The 3,731-nt window shown below is 61.9% G+C and carries 4 protein-coding genes and 1 pseudogene; 1 reads left to right on the top strand and 4 read right to left on the bottom strand.

All coding sequences use genetic code 11. From position 1 onward, the window contains the following. The 4 genes and pseudogenes from AC1D1Z_RS35030 to AC1D1Z_RS35015 all read right to left on the bottom strand — a co-directional run. Window positions 1-186 (bottom strand): annotated as a pseudogene (locus tag AC1D1Z_RS35030) (3-methyl-2-oxobutanoate hydroxymethyltransferase); the annotation flags it as partial. 39 nt (window positions 187-225) lie between these two features. Beyond that, window positions 226-1,452: an NAD(P)/FAD-dependent oxidoreductase gene (locus AC1D1Z_RS35025; protein ID WP_477853378.1), complete on the bottom strand. Its 1,227-nt coding sequence runs from the start codon at window positions 1,450-1,452 to the stop codon at window positions 226-228. An 11-nt stretch (window positions 1,453-1,463) separates the two neighbouring features. Beyond that, window positions 1,464-1,778: a MocE family 2Fe-2S type ferredoxin gene (locus AC1D1Z_RS35020; RefSeq protein WP_477853376.1), complete on the bottom strand. Its 315-nt coding sequence runs from the start codon at window positions 1,776-1,778 to the stop codon at window positions 1,464-1,466. A gap of 21 nt (window positions 1,779-1,799) precedes the next feature. After that, window positions 1,800-2,888 carry a fatty acid desaturase family protein gene (locus AC1D1Z_RS35015; protein ID WP_477853375.1) on the bottom strand — a complete coding sequence of 363 codons (1,089 nt, stop codon included), beginning with the start codon at window positions 2,886-2,888 and terminating at the stop codon, window positions 1,800-1,802. A gap of 131 nt (window positions 2,889-3,019) precedes the next feature. Here AC1D1Z_RS35015 and AC1D1Z_RS35010 point away from each other — a divergent pair. Next, a partial coding sequence (locus AC1D1Z_RS35010) for a LacI family DNA-binding transcriptional regulator (protein WP_477853373.1) occupies window positions 3,020-3,731 on the top strand: 712 nt, incomplete at its 3' end.

The raw sequence follows: 3,731 nt of genomic DNA, 5'->3' as shown, positions 1-3,731 counted from the left end.
GGGCGTGGGGGCGATCTCGCGAAAGACCGGGCCGAGCAGAGAGGGCGGCACGGAGACAATGTCGATCCCGGCCTTTTCGGCGGCTTCCGCCTCCTCCAGCGAGGTGACGCGCAGCATGGTGAGCTGGCGCTTGCCTTTTTCCGAAAGCAGATCGGCGACGGTTGCGCGTCTATGTTTTTTCATCATCAATTCCTTTGAAAAAATCGGGTGAAAATATCGGGCAGCTCAGGCGGCCAGCAGGGATTTCAGCTTGATGTCGCTGGCTGCAAGTGCTGTCGGGTTCGGATGGGCGCGCGCTGCGATCAGCATTTCGGCGAGCCTGATATCGCGTGCCACCGCATTGCCCGGCCCGATGCCGCTTGCGGCGATCAATCGTCCGCCGGCGTCGAGATGGAAGAGAATGAAGGCGCCTGCGCCGATCTCGCGGCGCTGATGCGTGGCGGCCCCTTCGGCAAGGCCTGATATCTGCAGCGTCATGTCGTATTGATCCGACCAGAACCACGGCACCGCCGAAACGGCCTCGTTAAGGCCGAGCATGTTGGCCGCCGCCAATGTGCCCTGCTCCTGGGCATTGCGCCAGGATTCGAGCCGCACCCGCYGGCCACCATAGATCGACAGCGGAAAGGAGCAGCAGTCACCGGCTGCGAAGACATCAGGAGCAGAGGTCTGGAGATAGGTGTCGACCGCAATGCCGTTGTCGATTGCCAGCCCGGCCCTTTCGGCGATCTCGACATTCGGGCGTGCACCGATGCCGACGAGGACGAGATCGGCTTCGATCACCTCGCCGGTCGACAATCGGATCAGGGCTTTTCCTGTTTCCTCAGTCAGCGCTCCGATGGAGACGCCGCAGCGGATATCGACGCCTTCAGCGCGATGGCGCTCGGTGAGCAGATGAGCGATCTCCTCCGGCACGCCACGCTTCAGCACGCGTTCCAGCCCCTCGATGACGGTGACCTCGGCGCCAAGCAGCCGCGCCGTGGCCGCAAGTTCCAGTCCGATGAAGCCGCCACCGATGATGGCGATATGCCGTCCCGGCTTCATCGCATCGCGCAGTGCTGCCGCATCGTAATGCGTCCGCAGCGAACGAATATGCGGGCTGCCTTCGGGTGCGCCGGGGAACGACCGCGCGGCCGCACCCGTCGCAAGCAGAAGCTTGCTGTAGGAAAGCACCGTCCCGTCCGAAAGCGTGACTGTCCTGGATGCGGGATCGAAATCCCTTGCCTCCACGCCGGTCAGCAGCCGAATGCCGTTTTCGACATATTTTTCCGCCGCGGCGATGAATTTCGGATCGCTTGCATTGGTGAAGCCGGCCTTCGAAAGTGGCGGCCGTTCATAGGGCGGAAGCGGCTCGGCGCCAACAAGCGTTATCTCGCCGGCAAAGCCCTTTTCCCGCAAGGCGAAGGCGGCGCGCGCACCGCATTCGCCCGCGCCCAGGATGACGTAATGAGCCATGCCGGCCTCCCTCACAGCGAGATGAAGACGGCACCGTCTTCGATCTTGACAGGATAGGTCTTGAGATTGACGCAGACCGGCGCACCCTTGGCTTCGCCCGTCTTGTAGTTGAAGCGGCCGTTATGCTTTGGACATTCGATGATCTCATCCATGACAAGCCCGTCGGCGAGATGGATATGTTCATGTGTGCAGAGCCCGTCGGTCGCGAAGAATTCGTCGTCCGGGCTGCGATAGACCGCGAAGGTGCGCCCGCCGTGATCGAAGYGGATGACATCCTCCTCGTCGATCTCGTCCTTGTTGCAGACCTGGATCCAATTTCCTCTCATCTTGTCCTCCCTTGATTGTCGTTATTGCGCGGCCGGGGCCAGTTCGTTGTGGAATTCCTCGCGATAGGGCCGCGCGGTGGCCGGCAGTTCGCGCTTCAGGAAATAATCCTCGTTGCGCAGCTGGCGCAGGAAGGCAGGGATCATCTCGCGATAGCCGGACAAGATCGACGGGTTCGGTGCCGGCAGGTCATGCTTGATCATCGCGTGCAACTGGGGCAGCGCGTGGTAGGGCACCATCGGAAACATGTGATGTTCGACGTGGTAGTTCATGTTCCAGTAGATGAAGCGGCTGATGGGGTTCATATAGACCGTGCGGCTGTTCAGCCGATGGTCGGTCACATTGTCGGCAAGGCCGCCATGYTGCAGCAGTCCGGTCAGCACATGGTGCCAGGCGCCATAGAGGCGCGGCAGGCCGATCAGCATCAGCGGCAGGATCGAATCCATGGCGATCGCGGCCGCGATCGTTGCAAGATAGATCGCCAGCCAGATGCGGGCGATGCGGATGGCCTTTGGCTGCTCCATCTCGGGAATGAAGGTCTTTTCCGCTGTGCTGACGCCGCCGAAGGCATTGCGCAGCATGTCGATGATCGCATGCCAGGCGTCGAGGATGCCGAAGAAATTAAGCACCAGCCGGAAGAGATCGGGCGGCCGCATGACGGCGATCTCGGGATCGCGGCCGACGATCACCGTGTCGGTGTGATGGCGCGCATGGCTCCAGCGCCAGGTCACCGGATTGCGCATGATCATGAAGCAGGCAATCTGGTAGACGACATCGTTCATCCAGCGCGTCTTGAAGGCGGTGCCATGGCCGCATTCGTGCCAGCGGCTGTCGGAGGCCGAGCCGTAGAGCACGCCATAAGCGAGGAAGAAGGGCAGCGCGATCCACGAGCCCCAGAAATAAATGCCGAGCCCGGCAAGGACGACCATGCTGCCCAGCCAGAGGGCCGTGTCGCGGATCGCCGGCGCATCGGAGCGCTGCATCAGCGCCTTCATCTCCTTGCGAGGAATGTCGGTGTGATACCATTCGGCTGCCGCCAGCCCCGTCTCAACGGCGGTGCGGCCGCTTTCGCCGAGAAGGTCGTAGTCGCGCTTCTTTGTCTGGGTCGCCATTATCCGCCTCCCGTTGCCCTTGCCTGGGAGAATAGGTTGACTTTGGAAAGCGCTCAATGCAGGCTTGATATAATCTATCAAAAACCATCACGAATGACTTGCATTCATGATCGAATCCATCAGGAACGCCGATGCGCCGTCCCACCATATCCGATCTCGCCCGCGCCTCCGGCGTCAGCGTCGCCACCGTTGACCGTGTTCTCAACGCCCGCCACCGCGTGCGCGAGGAAACGGCGCGACGGGTCTATGATGCGGCGCAATCGATCGGCTATCACGCTGTCGGCCTGATCAAGCAGCGCGTCTTCGAGGATCTGCCGCAATACAGGCTCGCCTTCCTGCTGCAGAAGCCGATGCAGCCCTTCTACCAGAGCTTCGTGCGCGAGATCGAAGCCGCAGCGCGCGCGGTGACAAACGCGCGCATCCAGACGCAGATCGACTTTCCGTCTGCCGCGACACCGGCTGCGATCGTCGAAAAGATCAAGACGCTCGGCGCCCGCAATCAGGCCGTTGCTCTCGTTGGCCCGGATTATCCGGCGGTGACGACGGCGGTCGAGGAGTTGAAGGAGCGTGGTATTCCGGTGTTCTCGTTGCTCTCCGATCTCGCCACGGGCGTGCGCGACGCCTACGTCGGTGTCAACAACCGCAAGGTCGGGCGTACTGCCGCCTGGACGATTGCGCGCACGGCACACAAGCCCGGCAAGGTCGCCTGTTTCGTCGGCAGCCACCGCTTTCACGGGCATGAGCTGCGCGAGATCGGTTTTCGCTCCTATTTTCGCGAGAATGCGCCTGAGTTCGATGTCGTCGACACGCTGATCAATCTCGAGACTGCTGAGATCACGCATG

The organism is Rhizobium sp. P1_E1, from assembly GCF_056406015.1.
This window is presented reverse-complemented; position numbering and strand designations above follow the sequence as displayed.